Source organism: Pseudomonas sp. W2Oct36 (assembly GCF_041060465.1).
In the GTDB taxonomy this organism is placed as follows: Bacteria; Pseudomonadota; Gammaproteobacteria; order Pseudomonadales; family Pseudomonadaceae; genus Aquipseudomonas; species Aquipseudomonas graminis_B.
This window is the reverse complement of the sequence record NZ_JAUERW010000028.1, coordinates 1-17,843: the sequence shown is the minus strand read 5'-3', so window position 1 is coordinate 17,843 and position 17,843 is coordinate 1. Positions and strand designations below refer to the sequence as shown.

Below are 17,843 nucleotides of genomic sequence, written 5' to 3'. Positions count from 1 at the left end.
CACCATGACTGATGCAATGATTGGCTCGGCACCCCGCCGCATCGATGGCCAGCGTAAGGTCACCGGCAGCGCGATGTACGCGTCCGACCATCACCTGAACAATATGGCTTACGGCTACGGTGTATTCAGCACCGTCGCCAGCGGCAAGATCACCGGCCTGGAACTGGACGCGGCGCGTAAATCGCCGGGCGTGCTGGAGATTCTGCATCACGGCAACTTCCCGCCGCTCTATCACAACTCGACGCTGCCGATGTCCTTCGCGCAGATCCTCAAGGCAGCCAAGTCCGACGAAAGCCGCCTGCCGTTCGAGGACGACACCGTGCACTACGCCGGGCAGTTCGTCGCCCTGGTGGTGGCCGATACCTTCGAGCACGCGCGGGCCGCGGCCTACAAGATCAAAGTCAGCTACAGCAAGACCGACGCGGTCGCCAACCTCGAACAAGGCTTGAAAGCCGGCGCCTTGCAGGACGGCAGCCCGAACCACACCCGGGGTGACGCCGCCGCTGCGTTCGACAGCGCGGCCCACAGCATCGACGCCACCTACTCGACCCCCGTCGAAACCCACAACCCGATGGAAATGCACGCCACGGTCGCCAGTTGGGAAGACGGGCGCCTGATCGTCTACGAAGCCACCCAGGGCGTGGTCGCCCACCGCAATTCCCTGGCGAAGATCTTCGGCCTGATCCCGGAGAAGGTCGAGGTGCGTGCGCCGTTCATTGGCTCGGGTTTCGGCAGCAAGCTGTGGATCTGGCCGCACTCGGTCGCCGCCTGCGCCGCCGCCAAGGTGCTCAAGCGCCCCGTGCAGCTGGTCGTGCCGCGTCAGCAGATGTTCACCACCACCGGGCATCGCCCGGAAACCCGTCAGCGCATGCGGCTGGCCACCGACGACAAAGGCAAGCTGGTATCGGTGAACCACGAGTCCATCAACACCACGTCGTTTACCGACCCGTACAAGGAAAACTGCGGCACCTCGACCAAGAGCCTCTACAGCTGCGCGAACGTGCTGGTCACCCACAAGATCATCGAGGTCAATCGCGGCACGCCGACCTCCATGCGTGCGCCAGGTGCTGCGCCGGGGCTGTTCGCCCTGGAGTCGGCCATGGACGAGATGGCGGAAAAGATCGGCATGGATCCGCTGGCATTCCGCAAGCTCAACGTCTCCGAGCGCGATGAAAGCCAGAACCTGCCGTGGTCGAGCAATCATTTGCAGGAGTGCATCGACAAGGCCGCCGAGCGCTTCGGCTGGAACAAACGCAACCCGGCGCCGGGTTCGATGAAGGACGGCACCGAGATCATCGGGTATGGCATGGCCGCCTGTAACTGGGACGCCTACCGCACGCCGGCAGAGGCGCAGGTTGCGCTGCGCGCCGACGGCACGGCCTGGGCCATTTGCGGGGTGCAGGACATCGGCACCGGCACATACACCATCGTGGCTCAAGTGGTCAGCAGCATCACCGGCATCCCGCTGGACAAGATCGAGGTCGAGCTGGGTAATTCGTCGTTCCCGCCGGCGCCGGTGTCGGGCGGATCATGGGCAACCGCCAGCGTGCTGCCGGCCATTGCTGAGGCCACCCGCCAGGCCGTTGACCAGTTGAAGGCGTTCGCGACTGCGCCCAAGGGCGTGTTTGCCGGGGTCAAGGCTGATCAGGTGAGTTTCGAGCAGGGTCAGTTGAAAAGCGGCGACAAGACCTTTGCCATCGCCGACGTGCTCAAGGCGCAGAAGCAGTCCAGCGCGTTCGGTGAAGCCAAGACCGGCATGAACGACACCAGCAAGCATTCGTTCCGCTCGTTCGGCGTGCATTTCGTCGAAGTGCGCTGGGACCCGGGCATCTCGCGGCTGCGGGTTTCGCGGGTGGTGAGTGCGATTGATGTGGGCAAGGTGATCAATCAGAAAACCGCGCTTAACCAGGTCGAGGGCGCCATCGTCATGGGCGTCGGCATGGCGCTCTTTGAAGCGACGGACTTCGACGAGCGCAACGGCATGCCGGTGAACAATAACTACGCCGAATACGTGGTGCCGGTGCACGCCGACCAGCCGGAGATCGATGTGATCCTGCTGGACTACCCGGACTTCGAGCTCAACGAGTTCGGCGCTCGCGGTATTGGTGAAATCGGCATCACCGGCCTGGCTGCGGCGGTGGCGAATGCGGTTTCACACGCCACCGGCAAACGCATTAGGGATTTGCCGATTACGCTGGACAAGCTGATGGAGTTGCCGCCGACGATGAAGGTCTGAGCCAGAAATTCCAGCGCCCTGACCGTCCTCTTCCCAGCTGTAGGACCGGCTTTAGCCGGGAAGCCTTTTGATCGTTCCCACGCTCCGCGTGGGAATGCAGGACTGGACGCTCCGCGTCCCAAAGCTGACGCGGAGCGTCATGGTATGAATTCCCACGCGGAGCGTGGGAACGATCATTACTCACTGCATGCAGTCAGTGGGACCGGCTTTAGCCGGGAAGCTTTTGATTTGATGATCATCGATCATCATGTTGTCAGGCACGTAATCCCTGCGCAGCACCGAGCAAGCCTTTGAATTTCGCATAGCGGGCCTTCAACGCCCCCTGCACCGCCGGCATCGGCTGATACCGCGCCTTCACCGCCATCCCCCGCTTCAGCCACTCGGCCCCCTCCCCGATCGACAGAAACCCCAGCTTCGCCGCGCCAATGCAGGCGCTGAGTTCGCTGCCGTGCAACGTGTACACCTCGCGATCAAGGATGTTGGCGAGTAACTGCGCCCAGTATTCGCTGCGTGCACCGCCGCCCACCAGGGCGCAGGCGTTGACCGTCGCGCCGGCGGACAGCGTGGCGTTCATCGCGTCCAGCAGCCCGAAACCGACGCCCTCCAGTACCGCATAACCCAGCATCGCTGGCGTGCAGTCATGGGCCAGGTTCATGAATCCACCGCGCAACAGCGGGTCGTTGTGGGGCGTGCGCTCGCCCGCGAGGTAGGGCAGAAACAGTGGACTGGAAACCGCCACCGGCCGATCGACCGGCAACTCAGCATGAACCTGATTGAGCAACGCCTGCTCACCGGGCTGACCCAGCAACCGAGTGACCCAGCGCAGGCAACTCGCCCCGGCCAGCATCGCGCCCATTGTGTACCAGCGCTGCGGCAGCGCGTGGCAGAAGCTGTGCACGGCGCTGCCCGGATTGCCCGCCGGATGGTCGGTGATCGCGACGATGGCCGCACTGGTGCCGAGGGTAACGAACGCATCACCGGCGTTGATAGCTCCGATGCCCATCGCCGAAACCGGGTTGTCACCCCCGCCTGCGGCCACCGGCAGACCCAGCGGCAGCCCCAGGGCATCCGCCGCCTCGGCGCTCAGCCCGGCCGACGGTTGATCGGCCTCCAGCAACCGGGGCATCTGCTCGATGGTCAGCCCGGTGGCGTGGAGCATCGGCGCGTACCATTCGCGCTTGGCCACATCCAGCCACAACGTGCCAGCGGCGTCGGACATGTCACTCACCTGCTCGCCGGTCAGCAGCAAGCGCAGGTAATCCTTCGGCGACAACACGCTGGCGATGCGCGCGAACACCTGGGGTTCGTGCTGCTGCATCCACAGAAGCTTCGGCGCGGTGAGCCCGGCCATGGCCAGGCTGCCAGTGACGTTGGCGTAATCCGGGAAGTCTTCGTTCAACTGCGACGCCTGAAGCACAGCGCGGGAGTCGTCCCAGAGAATCGCCGGGTACAGCACCTGCTCCGCCGCACCCAACAGAACCGCACCGTGCATCTGCCCCGACAAGCCGATGCAGCCGACCCGCGCCCATGCCTGGGGATCGCTTGCCCGCAACTGCCCGAGCGCTGACAGGCAGGCCTGCCACCAATCGGCGGGGTTCTGCTCCGACCAGCCCGACTGCCGGCGGCTGACTTCCACCCGCGCACCGGCCTGGGCCAGCACCACGCCTTCGCCGTCCAGCAGCACGGCCTTGAGCTCGGACGTGCCAAGGTCGATGCCCAGGGAAACAAGGTGATTCATGAAAATTCGGTTCCTGAAAGTTCGGTGCTTAAGAGTTCAGTGCTTGAGAGTTCAGTGCCTGAAAACCCGGTGACTGGCAGCGGACGCTCAAGGGCAACCGCACGAGTTGCGAATCCGTAAGGTCGGCGCCAGTCGCTCCGACACTCGTTTGCCCTCGGGCTTATCGATGCGCTGCAACAGCAACTGCACCGCCCGCGCGCCCAGGGCCTGCACCGGCTGAGCAATCACGCTCAAGCGCGGCAGGAAAAAATCCGCCCAGTCGAAATCATCAAAACCCACCAGCGCCATTTGCTCGGGCACGTCGATGTGGGCGTCACGCAAGGCGTGCATCGCGCCAATGGTCATCAGGTTATTCGCCGCCAGAATCGCCGTGGGCGGCGGGTTCAGGCGCAACAACTGAGCAGTGGCGACCCGTGCGGATTCGCTGTTCGACTCGCCGTCGATCAGCAACTGCGGATCCCACGGTACGTCAGCGTCCAACAGCGCCTGCCGGTAGCCCTCGATCCGCTCCTCCGTCGTGCTCAGGCCGCGATGCCCGGCAATCATGCCGATGCGCCGGTGACCGTGGCCGATCAGATGAGCGACCAACTCGCGGGTGGCCTGGCGATTCTCGACGCCGACCTGATCGAAACCCTCGACCGCCATCCGGTCCACCAGCACGCTGGGAATGGCGTTGCTGCGCAGGTAGGCCAACGCAGCCTGCTGCGGGTCGCTGGACGGCGCGAGCAGAATCCCGTCGACGCGACGATGGTGCAGCGCCTGAACCACGCGCAGTTCCTGGGCGGGATCGTCGTGGGTGTCGACGAACAACATCATGATGCCGTGGCGCGCGCATTCGGTTTCGATGGCGTGCACGGTCTCGCTGAAATAGTGGTTCGACAGCGCCGAGATCGCCACGCCGATGGTGTTGGTGCGCGAACGGGCCAGCGAGCGCGCCAGGGTGTTGGGGACGTAGCCCAACTCCTGAACCGCCCGCTGCACCGCTTCCACCGTCTTGGCGCTGACCTTGCGCGTGCCGTTGAGCACGTGTGAAACGGTCGACGTCGACACCCGCGCCCGCTTCGCCACGTCTTCCATTTTGATCACGGCGCTGACTCCTTCAGGCCTGCGTCTCAGTGCTTGCTGGACCAGCCGCTGTAGGAACCGACGTTGTCGCGAGTGATCAGTTTCGGCGTGAGTTGGGTGACCGCTTCAGCCGGCTTTTTGTCGTTGAGCAGATCGTTACCAATGACCACTGCTTGCTGCGCCATGGCCCAAGGGTCCTGGCTGGCAGAGGCCTGAATCGAGGTGTCGGCCTTGAGGGCCTGCTCGATGTCTGGCGCGCCGTCCACCGATGTGATGACGATGCCGCTGCGTTTCAGTTGCTTGGCGGCCAGGTCACTGCCGATCGCCTGGGGGTCGTTGATCGCGAACAGGCCGTCGATTTTCGGGAAGCGCGTCAGGTAACCCTGCATCGCGTTCAGGCCACCTTCGCGGGAGCCTTTGGCGTCCTGATCGTCGGAGAGAATCTTGATGTCCGGCGCGGCGGCGAAGGCCGATTTGCAACCGGTGACGCGATCGGTGACGGCGGTCACCTGCGGGCCGTTCTGGATGATCACGTTACCCTTGCCCGACAGCTTGTCGACGATGAACTGGCAGGCCAGCTTGCCCGCTTCGACGTTGTCGGTCTGCACGGTGGCATCGACGCCGGCAGCGCTGACGTCGACGGCCACGACCTTGATGCCGGCGGCCTGTGCCTTTTTGACGGCCGAAGCAATGGCCTTCGGGTCCACCGCGTTGATCAGGATCAGGTCGACGCCCGAGGCAATAAAGTTGTCGATCTGCGAGAACTGCTTGCTCAGGTCGTAATCGGCGGAGACGGAGGTCACTTTGACAGCGGGGTTGAGCTCCATGGCCTTGGCCTTGGCGCCGTCGGCCAGGGTGACGAAATACGGGTTGCCCAGGGAACCGAGGGTGATGCCGACGGATTTCAGCTCGCGGGCTTCAACGCCCTGGGACAGCAACGCGGCCAGGCACAGGGACACGACAGCGGGGAATTTGCGTTTGACGTTCATGGGTTCTCTCTTGTGATTATTGTCGGAGTCTTCGTTGAAACGCGTGCAGCCATACAAGGTTGGATCAGGTCCGCGCACCGGATTGGCGATAGCGGTCCAGGGCCACCGCGCCGATGATGACGATGCCTTTGATGATGTATTGCCAGATATCGGAAACGCCCAGCAGCACCAGACCGTTGGTCAACACGGCGATGATCAGCGCGCCAATCAGGGTGCCGCCGATGGTGCCGACGCCGCCGGTGAAACTGGTGCCGCCGAGGATCACCGCCGCGATGGCGTCCAGCTCGTAGGACTGGCCCAGCTGCAGGCCGTTGGCAGCGAACAGGCGGGAAGCGCTCATCACCGCGCCGAGCCCGGCCAGCGCGCCGGAGACCGCGTAGACGAACAGCAACACCTTCCACACCTTGATCCCGGACAGGCGCGCCGCTTCGGGATTGCCGCCCACCGAGTAGATCTGCACGCCCATCACCGTGCGGCGCAGGATGAACCACGACGCCGCGATGACCGCCACGGCGATGATCACCAGCCACGGCACGCCGAGCACCGAGTCGTTGCCGATGAAGGCGAACGGCAGGTCGGGGTTGAACACGGTTTTGTCGTCGGCCAGCAGACGCGCCAGGCCGCGCATGGCGGTGAGTGCGCCGAGGGTGACGATGAACGGCGGCAGGCGCATGAACGCGATCAGGCCACCGTTGACCAGCCCCAGCAGCAGGCCGAAACCGACACCGGCGGCGATGCCGAGCATGCCGAACTGCGGTGACATCGACGCTTGCAGGGCGACCACTGCAGAGGCCGCGAGAATCGCCCCCACGGACAGGTCGATGCCGGCGGTCAGAATGACGAAGGTCATGCCCGCCGCCAACACCACGTTGACCGAGGCCTGCTGGGTGATGATCGACAGGTTCTGCCAGCTCATGAAGGTGTCGGTCATCAGCGAAAAGCCGATCAGCAACAGGATCAGCACCGGCAGCATGCCGACGGTGCGCATCAGTTCGCGGACCCGTTCACGCTTGCTGATGGCGGCAACGGTGGGTGAGTTTTCCAGGGGCAGACTCATGGCCTGGGTTCCTTTTTATTGTTGTTGAATGGGGTGGTCGAAAGTATCGCGGGCGCCGTGGGCCGCGGCGGCTGCGGCGTTCTCGCTCCCCGTTGCCAGATCGATGATCCGTTCCTGGGAAATCTCTTGCCCCGACGCCCCGCCGACTTCGGCCACCAGCTCGCCTTCGCGCATGATCAACACACGGTCGCAGGTGCCGATGATTTCCGGCAGCTCGCTGGAGATCACCACAATGCCGACGCCGGCCTTGGCCAGCTCGTTGATGATCCGGTAGATCTCGGACTTCGAGCCGATGTCCACGCCGCGGGTGGGCTCATCGAGAATCAGCACGTGGGGCTTGACCTCCAGCAGCCGCGCCAGCAGCACTTTCTGCTGATTGCCGCCGGACAGCGCGCCGACATTGACCTTGCCCGACGCCACGCGGATCGACAGCGAACGGATCGCCTCGATTGCCCGCTGTGCGCCACGGCCGCGATCCAGCACGCCACCGGCATGGGCGTCGGGCACGCAGGCGCAGACGTTGATGTTGTCGCGCACGCTCATGTCCAGAAACAGGCCCTGGGCCTTGCGATCTTCAGTCAGGTAAACCACCCCCGCACGGATGGCGTCGGTGGGGTTGCGCAGATCGGTGATCGCCTTGCCGGCCACTTCAAGGCTGCCGGAGGTGCGCGGATCGGCCGCGAAAATCAGTCGCGCCAGTTCCGTGCGCCCTGCCCCGACCAGCCCGGCGATGCCCAGCACTTCGCCCGCATGGAGATCGAAGCTGCACGGTTTGACGCGCTTGCCGTCGGCCATGTCGCGCACGCGCATCACCACCGCGCCGGGGTCGTAGGCGGCATGTTCTTTCTTGTAGAAACCGGAGAGGTCGCGGCCGACCATCATCTTCACCAGCGCCTCGGCCGACAGCGCGTCGCGCTCCAGCATGCCGACGTACTCGCCGTCGCGCAGCACTGAGACCCGGTCGGACAGCTCGTAGATTTCGGCCATGCGATGGCTGATGTAAATGATCGCCAGGCCCTGGTCACGCAGCTGCTTGATCAGCGCAAACAGGCGGTCGGTCTCCCGGGACGACAGCGGCGTGGTCGGCTCGTCCATCACCAGGATTTTCGCGTTGGCGTGCAGCGCCCGGGCAATCTCCACCAGTTGCCGCTCGGCAATGGACAGCACGCTGACCTTGGTGGAGGGTTTGAAATCGGCGCCCAGTCGCACCAGGACGTCGACGCAACCGGCCTCCATCGCTTTGCGATCGATGCTCCAGCCACGGCGCAATTCGCGGCCAAGGTAAATGTTCTCGGCGACGCTGAGGTTGGGGCAGAGACTCAGCTCCTGATAGATCACCGCGATGCCACGCGCTTTGGCAGACAAGGGGTCGAATGCGCTCAGGGCCTGGCCGTCGATGCGGATCTCGCCACCGGCGTCGGCCTGGTAAGCGCCGGACAGGATCTTCATCAGCGTCGACTTGCCCGCGCCGTTCTCGCCCATCAGGGCATGAACTTCACCGGCGTACACCTTGAGGGCGACATTTTTCAGCACACGCAGGCCGTTGAAGGTCTTGGAAATGGCGGTCATTTCCAGCACGGGCTGGGGAGACATAGCGGGGACGGCGCTCATGGCCGGGCGGCCGATGAAGCAGCAATGACGAGCGCGGACAGCACACGCGGCAATCGAGCAGACGAGCTGATCATGTGAATCTCCGAGGTTTCTTGTTTTTATGCCTGGGCCACCTCTTTGCGGGTGACACTCGGGAATTGCTTTGAAATATTTCGGAACAGCTGAATCCTAGAACAGCTGAATCGATTCACGCAAGCGCTTGCTTTGTTATTTGGAGTTGAGGTCGTGTGGTGTGAGGTCTGGCGCCTTCCCGGCTGAAGCCAGTCCTACTGCGCGGTGTTTCAGTAGGACCGGCTTCAGCCGGGAAGATGCCGGGGTGATCACCCTCGATTCTGCGGTATGAGGTCTGGCGCCTTCCCGGCTGAAGCCGGTCCTACTGGGCGCGGTGGAGGTCAGTCCCGTCGGGGTGCAATGGCAATTCAATGCACGTCGCTCATCGAGGTGAGACGTTTCAGCCTGAATTTGGGGTAGCATTGCTGGCATTTCGATGACGGCCTGAATCAGGAAGCCTTATGTCCAGAATTTCCCACTCCGCTTTGCGTCGCAAATTCCGTGAGCAGCTGGCTTCGCAGCACTGCGTCGAGACGGCTTCAGTGTTCGATCCCATGTCGGCGCGCATTGCGGCGGATCTGGGGTTTGAGGTCGGTATTCTGGGCGGATCGGTGGCGTCGCTGCAGGTGTTGGCAGCGCCGGATTTTGCACTGATTACCCTGAGCGAGTTCGTCGAGCAGGCCACCCGGATCGGTCGTGTCGCGCAACTGCCGTTCATTGCCGACGCCGACCACGGCTACGGCAACGCCCTGAACGTCATGCGCACCGTGGAAGAACTGGAGCGCGCCGGTGTGGCGGCGCTGACCATCGAAGACACCTTGCTGCCCGCGCAATTCGGCCGTAAATCCACGGACCTGGTCTCGATCGAAGAAGGCATCGGCAAGGTCAAGGCCGCCCTTGAAGCCCGGGTCGACCCGGAACTGACGATCGTCGCCCGGACCAACGCCGGGGTCTTGCCGGTCCAGGACATCATCGAACGCACCCTGGCCTACGAAAAGGCCGGTGCCGACGGCATCTGTATTGTTGGCATCAAGGACTTCGAGCACCTGGAGCAGATTTCGGAAAAGCTCACCGTCCCGCTGATGCTGGTGACCTACGGCAATCCCGAGCTGAATGACCGGCAGCGCCTGGCTGATCTGGGGGTGCGGGTGGTGGTCGCCGGTCACGCGGCGTACTTTGCCGCGATCAAGGCCACCTACGACAGCCTCCGTGCCCAGCGTCAGGTCACCCACAGCACCTCGAACCACAGCGCCACCGAACTGACCCACACCTACACCTTCCCGGAAAATTACGTGGCCTGGGCCAAGGATTTCATGGATGTGAAGGAATGAGGCTGTGGCGTGACGCCAATGTGCGTCACGCCACGTAAACCCCTGATCTACCCCTTCGATCCGTCGACACCCCGCCGGATCAAGCGGCTTGAAACAGCCTGGGGGTTACTTCAGGTGGGTCTGAAAGAACGCCGTCAGCCTGTCGAAAGGGATCAGATTCACCCGGTCATACAGGTCCACGTGCCCGGCACCCGGAATGATCACCAGCTCTTTGGGCTGACCGGCCAGGCGATACGCCTCCTCGCTGAACTCACGGGAATGGGCATTCTCGCCAGCGATGAACAGCATCGGCCGCGGTGAAATCGTCTCAATGTCAGCGAACGGATAGAAGTTCATGAACTTCACGTTGCTGCTCAGCGTGGGATGCGTGGTCAATTCAGGCGACTGGCCCTTGGGGGTGAACTCGCCCCGTGGGGTCCGGTAGAAGTCGTAAAACTCACGTTCGATCGGGTTGGACTGCTCGGTGAGTGTGTCCACGGTGCCGCTGGTGTACCGGTTTTTGCCGCCGGCGAATTCGACGTCGCGTTGTGCAGCGGCGGCCGCGATGGCTTCTTTGCGTTGCTCGACACTGACCGAATGATGCAGGCCGTTGCGATTGACGCCGCCCATGTCATACATGCTCACCGTGGCGACGGCCTTCATGCGCGGATCGATCTTCGCGGCGCTGATGGCGAAACTGCCGCTGCCACAGATGCCCAGCACGCCGATGCGGTCGCGGTCGACGAAACCCTGGCTGCCGAGGTAATCAACGGCGGCACTGAAGTCTTCGGCGTAGATCTCAGGGGACACCAGATTACGCGGCCGGCCTTCACTTTCGCCCCAGAAGGACAGATCGATCGCCAGCGTAATGAACCCCTGCTCAGCGAGTTTCTGCGCGTACAGGTTCGAGCTCTGTTCTTTCACGGCGCCCATGGGGTGACCGACGATGATCGCCGGGTACTTGCGGCCGCTGATCATGTCCTTGGGCACGAACAGGTTGCCCACTGTTTTCATCTGGTACTGATTGTTGAACGTCACCTTCTGCCGGGGGACCTGTTCACTGGTGTAGAAATTGTCAGCTCCGCTGGACATATCGGCTCCCATTGTGGCGAATGAGCTGGCCAGCAAGGCCAGCCCCATCATCAGCTGTTTCATGAATGTCTCCGGCGCCGGGGCGCGGCGCGAATGAAGTGTGCGATGCACATATTCATGGGGCAGCCCGGGCAGGCAGTAGAGCGATCCGGTGGCTTTCTTGCCCGATCCGATCAATCCGCAGGGGTGAGGCTGGACGGCTGTTTTACCGGGCCCGTACAGTTCCGGCTCGGCACGACAGCAAAACCACGGCAACGCCGCGGCAAAACCAGGGGGGGGAACATGGGCGACACCGCGATTTCAATGCAGGCAACAGGCAGCGACACCCGAGCCCAGTTGCAATCGCTGACGCGCATCATCGGCAGCCTGACGCCGGCCTCCGGTGATTTCCCCACCGTCATCACCGGCCTCGGCCTGTTTCGCCGCGAAGCGCCCTCGCCGCCGGTCACCTGCATCCTGGCCCCGAGCATCGTGCTGGTGGTTCAGGGCGCCAAGGAAATGGTCATCGGCAGCGATGTCTATCCCTACGACACGACGCGCTTTCTGATCACCTCGCTGGACGTACCGGCCAACTCCGCCGTGACCCTCGCCAGCGCGGACGTGCCCTGTCTGGGACTGGTCTTCAAGCTGGACCTGCGCACCTTGACCGAGCTGATCGCCCAAGGGGACATCCCGGCACCGAAGGAGCGCACCGTGCGCAAAAGCGCGGGCATTGCCAGCCTGACCGCAGCGCTGCTCGATCCCCTCGCCCGACTGGTCAATCTGTTGCAGGAGCCCGACGCCATTCCGGTGCTCTGGCCCCTTTTGCAGCGCGAGATTCACTTCCGGCTGCTCCAGGGCGATCGGGCGCCGCTGCTGAGGCATATTGCTTCGGTCGACAGTCAGGGTTACCGGATTGCCAAAGCCATCGACTGGCTGAAGCTCAATTACGCGAGTGCCTTGCGCGTCGAAGAGCTGGCCGCGCGGGTGCAGATGAGCGCGCCGAACTTCCACCTGCACTTTCGCAACCTCACGTCCATGAGCCCGCTGCAGTACCAGAAATGGCTGCGCCTGAACGAGGCGCGACGGCTGATGCTCAACGAACACCAGGACGCCGCCAGCGCCGCGTTCAAGGTCGGTTACGAAAGCCCGTCGCAGTTCAGTCGCGAGTACGGTCGGCTGTTTGGCGCACCGCCGAAAAAGGACATCGCGCGGATGCGCAGCCAGGCTGCGGCGGGGTGAAGACCAACCCTCGCCAGCCCCTTAGTCTTTTTTTACCGGCCCGGCCAGGTAGGTCTGCTCGGTCACCGGCTCCAGCCAGTCAACCGGCTTGCCGTCCAGCGCTTCGTTGACCGCGACGTGTTGCATGGCGGTGGTGTCGGTCGCGCCGTGCCAGTGACGACGGCCGCAATTGCACCAGATCAGGTCGCCCGGACGGATTTCGGTTTTCGGCCCGCCTTCGCATTGGGTCCAGCCGACGCCATCGGTGACCAGCAGTATCTGCCCCAGCGGGTGGGTGTGCCAGTTAGTGCGCGCGCCGGGCTGGAAATTGACGACAGCCAGGCCGACCCGCGCCGGTGCCGGGGCGTTGAAAATCCGGTCGATTCTTACGTCGCCGGTGAACCAGTCTGCCGGCCCCTTGATGGCCTTGGCCGAGCCGGCGCGGTGGATCTGCATGTCTTCATTAGCGGTATCAGTGGCGCTCACGGTGGCATTCATAATGATCTCCAGAAAATGTGCAGGCAGCGTAACAAGGGCTTATTCCCGACAGTATCCGTAGAATGCTTTGATCAAAATGAAGGAATGCTTCGCAATGGCGGATTACAAACTCGATGACCTGGCGGTGTTCCTTGCGGTCGGCCGCGAAGGGAATTTCACCCGTGCCGCTGCCGCGCTGGGCATCTCACCCTCCGCCGTCGGCCAGACCATACGCCTGCTTGAGGAGCGTCTAGGCGTTCGCCTGCTCACCCGCACCACACGGAGTGTGACCCGCACCGAGGCCGGCGAGCAGTTGTTCAAGGGCCTGGCGCCACTGCTTGACGGCATCGCGGAACAGGTCAACGCCGCCATCGAGCATAGCGCCCGGCCTTCCGGCACTGTGCGCATCACGGCGGACGAGTTCGCCGCGCGTTACGTGCTCTGGCCGCGACTCAGACCGTTGCTCGATCAATACCCTGACATGACCATCGAGCTGGTCACCGACTACGGCCTGACCGACATCGTCGCCCAGCGCATCGACGCCGGCGTGCGCCTGGGTGACACCCTCGCAGCGGACATGATCGCCGCGCCGATTGCCCCGCCGTTGCGGCTGATGACCGTGGCGTCACCCGATTACCTGGCGCGGCATTCCACGCCCCGGGTGCCGGAAGACCTGCCCGGCCATCGCTGCATCAACCTGCGATTGCCGACCCATGGCGCGCTGTATCAATGGGAGTACGCCAAAAACGGCCGCGAGACCCGCGTGCGCGTCGACGGCCCGCTGATCATGAACAGTGTGTTTCAGATTCTGCAGGGGTGCCTGGATGGCGTCGGTCTGGCGCAGCTCCCCGAGGGGCTGGTGGCCGGGCATATCGAGCAGGGCGAACTGGTGGAAGTGCTGGCCGATTGGTGCGAGCCGTTCGAGGGCTATCACCTGTACTACCCCAGCCGGCGCCAGCACACGGCAGCGTTTCGCGTGGTGCTGGAGGCGCTGCGGATCAATCCGCTGGTTTGAGAAGACGGGTCAGAAAAAAAGGGTTCAGAAGTCGAAGCTGAACTGATCCTGGGAGCTGAGATCGATCGTCCGCGAGATCACGAACGGCAGGATCGCGTCGGCGATCGGCTGCAGCTGTTTGCTGATGTAGTGGTCGTAATCGATGGCGGCCGTCCGCGCTTCCAGCGGCTCGGGGCCGGCCACCGTGATCACGTAGCTGATCCAGCCGCCATTCTGGTACTGCAACGGCCGACCCTGCTGGCGGTTGTACTCATCGGCCAGCCGCGCGGCGCGCACATGGGGCGGCACGTTGCGTTCGTAATCGTCGAGGGCCCGGCGCAGGCGCTTGCGGTAGATCAACTGGCCGTCGAGTTCCCCGGCCAGCGTTCGGCCCACGTACTCCCGAATGTATTCCTGAAATGGCTGACGCTGGAAAATCCGCAGATACAGTTCCTGCTGAAAGGTCCGGGCCAGCGGCGACCAGTCGGTGCGCACCACCTCCAGGCCCTTGTAGATCATTTCGTCTTCGCCATTGGCGCGGGTCACCAAACCCGCATAACGCTTCTTGCTGCCCTCCTCCGCACCGCGAATCGTCGGCATGAGGAAGCGCTTGAAGTGGGTTTCGAATTGCAGCTCGAGCGCACTCTCCAGCCCGTATCCCTCTTTCACATGAGCACGCCACCAGTCGTTGACCTGCTGGACCAGCGCGGTGCCGATCTGCGCGGCATCGTCCTGCGCGTGGGCTTTTTTCAGCCAGACAAACGTCGAGTCGGTGTCGCCGTAAATCACTTCATAACCCTGGGCTTCGATCAGCAGCCGGGTCTGGTGCATGATCTCGTGCCCGCGCAGGGTGATCGACGAAGCCAGCCGCGTGTCGAAAAAGCGGCAGCCGCTGGAACCCAGCACGCCATAGAAGGCGTTCATGATGATTTTCAGCGCCTGGGACAGCGGCGCATTACGCTCGCGTTTGGCGACTTCGCGCCCTTCGGCCACCCGCGAGACGATGGCTGGCAGACAGTGCCGCGTCCGGGAAAAACGCGCGCCACGAAAGCCTTCCACCGACGCACTGTCATCGGGGTGCTTGAGGCCCTCGATCAAGCCCACGGGGTCAATCAGAAAGGTGCGGATGATCGACGGATACAGGCTTTTGTAATCAAGGACCAACACCGATTCGTACAGCCCGGGGCGGGAGTCCATGACAAAACCGCCGGGGCTGGCTTCCGGCATGCGCTCGCCGAGGTTCGGCGCGACGAAGCCCTGGCGGTGCATCAGCGGGATGTACAAATGCTCGAACGCGGCCACCGAACCGCCGCTTCGATCCACCGGCAGGCCGGTCACTGTGGCGCGTTCGAGGAGGAACGTCAGCAGTTCGGTCTTGGCGAAAATCTGCGTGACCAGCTCGCAGTCCTTGAGGTTGTAACGCGCCAGCGCCGGCTTGTCCTCGGCGAACATGCGGTTGATCTCGTCCATGCGCTGATACGGATTGTCGATGGCCTTGCCTTCGCCGAGCAGCGTTTGCGACACGTTTTCCAGACTGAACGACGGGAAGCTCCAGGTCGCCGAGCGCAGCGCCTCGATGCCATCGATGATCAAACGCCCGGCCGCCGCCGCGAAAAAGTGATTGTTGCGCGCGCCGTGTTCGCGCCAGGTCATCACCTCCCCGCCGCGACCCAGGCGCAGCGGCACGTTCAAGCGTCGCGAGTGCTCGTGCAACACGCGCAGATCGAACTGCACGACGTTCCAGCCGATGATCCCGTCCGGGTCATGGCGGGCCATCCATTCGTTGAGTTTCTCCAGCAACGCGACGCGGGTATCGCAGTATTCGAGCTTGAAATTCACCTGGGCGTCATCGCCGTTGGCCGGGCCGAGCATGTACACCTGACGCTCGCCGCAGCCATGCAGGCCGATGCAATACAGCTCGCCGCGCTCGGTGGTCTCGATGTCCAGGGACACCAGTTTCAGGGTCGGTCGGTAACCGGGATCAGGCCTGAGCTGCGCGTCCAGCAACAGGCCATTGACGTCGGCCCGACCGCTGAATTGCACCGGCGCGGTGATGAAACGCTCCATCAGGTAACGCTCGGGCGGGCGGATATCGGCTTCGTAGACGTCGACGCTGGCTTTGCGCAGGTCACCTTCCAGGTTCATCAACTGGCGATGCTGCCGGGTATACAGCCCGAGCACCGGGCGGTGGCGGAAATCACATAGCGCCAGCGGCTTGAGCTCGACATGCCGCTCGTTGCGCAACACGGCTTCAGCGCGCTCGCGGTGCTGCTCCGGAATGAACGCGACGGAGGTCTGGTACGGCAGGCGCACCTGGCGCGGGCCCTCATCGGTGGCCAGCCAGAATTCCACCTCGGTGCCGGCGTCCGTGTCGCGCCAATGCCGGGTCAGGACAAAGCCCTGCTGTAAATCCACCGCTGTAACCTCGTCACTGTTTATTTCAGAGGAGGATTCTACGGTGAATGATGCAGGAAAGCGCGGCGGCTGCCGGAACGATGTGGTTCCATGGACATCACAACAACTCGACCATCATCTGAGGGATCCAGCATGCACGTTCGACGCCCCGCCCTGAGCGCTTCCATCCTCGCCGCCCTTTTTGCCTGCGGCGCCCATGCCGCCGACGTCACCCCCGAGCCATTGTTAAAGAAGGCCGAGGCCGAGCAAAAACCCTACCTGGCCACGGTCAAGCAACTGGTCAACATCGACACCGGGACGGGTCAGGCGGCGGGCCTGAAAATGGTCAGCGCGGTGCTGGTCGAACGACTAAAGGCTTTAGGCGCGACAGTCGAAACCACGCCGGCGACACCCTCGGCAGGCGATAACATCGTCGGCGCCCTCAAGGGCACGGGCAGCAAGTCCTTTCTGCTGATGATCCATTACGACACCGTGTTCGGCCCGGGCACTGCCGCCAAGCGACCTTTCCGCGTCGACGGTGAGCATGCGTACGGCCCCGGCGTCGCCGATGCCAAAGGGGGCGTGGCCATGGTGCTGCATACCTTGAAGCTGCTGGAAGACGAGAAATTCAAGGACTTCGGCACGATCACCGTGCTGTTCAACCCTGACGAAGAAACGGGCTCGGCCGGCTCGAAAACCCTCATCGCCGAACTCGCCCGCAAGCACGACTACGTGTTCTCGTTCGAGCCACCGGACAAGGACGCCGTGACGGTCGCGACCAACGGCATCAACGGCGTGTTCGTCGACGTCAAAGGCAAATCCTCCCACGCCGGTTCGGCCCCGGAAGCCGGCCGCAACGCCGCCATGGAACTGGCCCACCAACTGGTGCAGCTCAAGGACCTGGGCGACCCCGCCAAGGGCACCACGGTCAACTGGACGCTGATCAAAGGCGGCGAGAAGCGCAACATCATCCCCTCCAGCGCCGAGGCCGAAGGCGACATGCGCTACTCCGACCTGAGCGAATCCGACCGCGTACTCGCCGACGGACAACGCATCGTCCAAGGCAAAATGATCGACGGCACCGACGTCACCTTCCGCCTCGACAAAGGCCGCCCGCCGCTGGCGAAAAACCCCGCCACTGACGACCTCGCCAAAACCGCGCAAGCGATCTACGCCAAAACCGGCCGCACCCTCGAACCCATCGCCATGCGCTTCGGCACCGACGCCGGTTACGCCTACGTCCCAAACAGCCAGAAACCCGCCGTCCTCGAAACCATGGGCGTCGTCGGCGCCGGCCTCCACGCCGACGACGAATACATCGACCTCACCAGCATCGCCCCGAGGCTCTACCTCACCGCAGCGATGATCATGGAATTGGCCGGGAAATAGAGCGGGGCTGACGCTCCTCAGGGCTTACTGAAAGTGCCAGTTCCGGTGGGACGCGGAGCGTCAGAGGCGGCATTACCACGCGGAGCGTGGGAACGATCAGGCATAGAACCGCAAGATTGACGGTGCCCAAACCGGCCCCTTCCCGGCTAAAGCCGGTCCCACTAACAGCAGCGCGTGCAGCCTGTGGGATTGGCTCGGACTGTAGGACCGGCTTCAGCCGGGAAGCTTTTGATCTTGATC

The 17,843-nt window shown here is 63.4% G+C and carries 13 protein-coding genes; 5 read left to right on the top strand and 8 right to left on the bottom strand.

Translation table 11 applies throughout. From position 1 onward, the window contains the following. Positions 1-4 precede the first annotated feature (4 nt). A complete protein-coding gene (locus QWI18_RS24010; RefSeq protein WP_369320037.1) occupies positions 5-2,236 on the top strand; it encodes a xanthine dehydrogenase family protein molybdopterin-binding subunit in 2,232 nt (743 codons plus the stop codon). A 253-nt stretch (positions 2,237-2,489) separates the two neighbouring features. On the opposite strand, the gene xylB is transcribed toward QWI18_RS24010, so the two are convergent. From xylB to QWI18_RS23985, 5 genes are all read right to left on the bottom strand, one after another. Next, entirely contained in the window at positions 2,490-3,974 is a 1,485-nt protein-coding gene (gene xylB / locus QWI18_RS24005; protein ID WP_369320036.1) for a xylulokinase, read from the bottom strand. Positions 3,975-4,061: 87 nt separating this feature from the next. Next, entirely contained in the window at positions 4,062-5,060 is a 999-nt protein-coding gene (locus QWI18_RS24000; protein WP_065987080.1) for a LacI family DNA-binding transcriptional regulator, read from the bottom strand. A gap of 26 nt (positions 5,061-5,086) precedes the next feature. Next, entirely contained in the window at positions 5,087-6,028 is a 942-nt protein-coding gene (locus tag QWI18_RS23995) for an ABC transporter substrate-binding protein (protein WP_065987079.1), read from the bottom strand. A 64-nt stretch (positions 6,029-6,092) separates the two neighbouring features. After that, a complete protein-coding gene (locus tag QWI18_RS23990) occupies positions 6,093-7,085 on the bottom strand; it encodes a ribose ABC transporter permease (RefSeq protein ID WP_065987077.1) in 993 nt (330 codons plus the stop codon). 15 nt (positions 7,086-7,100) lie between these two features. Continuing rightward, the gene (locus tag QWI18_RS23985) at positions 7,101-8,678 is read right to left on the bottom strand and encodes a sugar ABC transporter ATP-binding protein (RefSeq protein ID WP_192131925.1); all 1,578 of its coding nucleotides are present in this window, start codon (positions 8,676-8,678) and stop codon (positions 7,101-7,103) included. 530 nt (positions 8,679-9,208) lie between these two features. Between QWI18_RS23985 and QWI18_RS23980 the strand changes: the two genes are divergently transcribed. Further along, entirely contained in the window at positions 9,209-10,078 is an 870-nt protein-coding gene (locus tag QWI18_RS23980; RefSeq protein WP_065986037.1) for an oxaloacetate decarboxylase, read from the top strand. A gap of 105 nt (positions 10,079-10,183) precedes the next feature. Here the strand turns inward: QWI18_RS23980 and QWI18_RS23975 are convergent, their stop codons facing one another. Then, positions 10,184-11,212 carry an alpha/beta hydrolase gene (locus QWI18_RS23975; RefSeq protein WP_369320035.1) on the bottom strand — a complete coding sequence of 343 codons (1,029 nt, stop codon included), beginning with the start codon at positions 11,210-11,212 and terminating at the stop codon, positions 10,184-10,186. Between the two features lie 219 nt (positions 11,213-11,431). On the opposite strand from QWI18_RS23975, the gene QWI18_RS23970 reads away from it, so the two are divergent. Beyond that, a complete protein-coding gene (locus tag QWI18_RS23970) occupies positions 11,432-12,370 on the top strand; it encodes an AraC family transcriptional regulator N-terminal domain-containing protein (protein WP_369320034.1) in 939 nt (312 codons plus the stop codon). A gap of 21 nt (positions 12,371-12,391) precedes the next feature. On the opposite strand, the gene QWI18_RS23965 is transcribed toward QWI18_RS23970, so the two are convergent. After that, the gene (locus QWI18_RS23965; protein ID WP_244656938.1) at positions 12,392-12,847 is read right to left on the bottom strand and encodes a cupin domain-containing protein; all 456 of its coding nucleotides are present in this window, start codon (positions 12,845-12,847) and stop codon (positions 12,392-12,394) included. Between the two features lie 94 nt (positions 12,848-12,941). Between QWI18_RS23965 and QWI18_RS23960 the strand changes: the two genes are divergently transcribed. Then, positions 12,942-13,841: a LysR family transcriptional regulator gene (locus tag QWI18_RS23960; protein ID WP_192131921.1), complete on the top strand. Its 900-nt coding sequence runs from the start codon at positions 12,942-12,944 to the stop codon at positions 13,839-13,841. 24 nt (positions 13,842-13,865) lie between these two features. On the opposite strand, the gene QWI18_RS23955 is transcribed toward QWI18_RS23960, so the two are convergent. Continuing rightward, a complete protein-coding gene (locus QWI18_RS23955) occupies positions 13,866-16,235 on the bottom strand; it encodes a DNA polymerase II (protein ID WP_369320033.1) in 2,370 nt (789 codons plus the stop codon). Between the two features lie 132 nt (positions 16,236-16,367). Here QWI18_RS23955 and QWI18_RS23950 point away from each other — a divergent pair, with 132 nt between their 5' ends. After that, complete coding sequence (locus QWI18_RS23950) at positions 16,368-17,603, top strand: M20/M25/M40 family metallo-hydrolase (protein ID WP_369320032.1); 1,236 nt, start codon at positions 16,368-16,370, stop codon at positions 17,601-17,603. The last annotated feature ends 240 nt before the right edge of the window (positions 17,604-17,843 follow it).